A 1025-nucleotide genomic window follows, 5' to 3' on the forward strand; every position below is an offset into this window, starting at 1 on the left:
TTTTCTTGTTTTCTTGACCCTACATTAGATTCTTCTGAGTCCTTGTGTCAAGCCTAATTGAGATGCTCTTACCCTGGGTTAAAGTTAAGCATTTAAAGAAAGTTTTTTGAGTTATTTAGTAATACACAAATTCAGGTTTTTGTCAAATTAATTTAGATGCGTTTACCCTGCCAATAAACGTCGCTTTTATCAACAGGGTATACGGGCTGCAACCCTTATTCGGTCTATCTCCTAAACCTCTTTGTCACCCCCCCAGGGGAGAATATGGATGATACTAGAATCTTGAGATATCGAATAAATTTACAGGAAAGATTAACCAAAATTTTGGATTTAGCACCACAGCAGAAGGATGGTATACGGTTACGAAAACGTTACGGTGGGCTGATTGACAATTTATTTGTATTTCTGGAAGATGCGACAATTCCACCCACGAATAATAGTAGTGAACAGGCGATTCGGATGAGCGTGATATTTCGCCGTGTGACCAATGGCTTCCGTTCGGAATGGGGGCGAGATTTGTTTGCTGCCGTTCGTTCAGTTGTTAATACTGGCAAGCGTCAGGGTTTAACTGCTTATCAATCTATTCAACAAGCTCTCTCTACTGATGCCTCCCTTTTTTCCCCTAGTTGAGCAATTACCATTTATCATTACATCTTGAGCGCTACCAAACCTTGAACACCTTCAAAAAACCTGCAATAAGCAGGTACATTCAAAAACCAAGTTGAAACGGGCTTGAAGCAAAGCTTGAGCGCAGTGAGCTGGAAACTCTCATGCTGCGTTCTTAGGGGAGGGGACAGAGGTGACTCTCGAACCTTACCCGACTACCTTCCATTGACTCAACCAAGTCCCGGCCCCAATTGTATTTCCGGGGTCAAAAAGCAGACCCAAGCCCTAAAGAGGAGTCAGGTTTCGGATAGCCGAGCGGTGAAGGAGAGCCGAAACCCTTGGTGTGTATAGGTTCAAAAAAAATCAAAAATAATTTGGCAAAACGCTTGACAACTCTGGGGAGAGTTGATACATTAATA

At 42.5% G+C, this 1025-nt stretch carries 1 pseudogene; it reads left to right on the forward strand.

Annotation, left to right across the window (positions count from 1 at the left end):
- Nucleotides 1–420: 420 nt before the first annotated feature.
- A pseudogene (locus QUA47_RS31185) lies at nucleotides 421–514 on the forward strand (IS66 family transposase); the annotation flags it as partial.
- Nucleotides 515–1025 lie beyond the last annotated feature (511 nt).

It is taken from the genome of Microcoleus sp. MON2_D5 (assembly GCF_036701905.1).
GTDB lineage: Bacteria > Cyanobacteriota > Cyanobacteriia > Cyanobacteriales > Microcoleaceae > Microcoleus.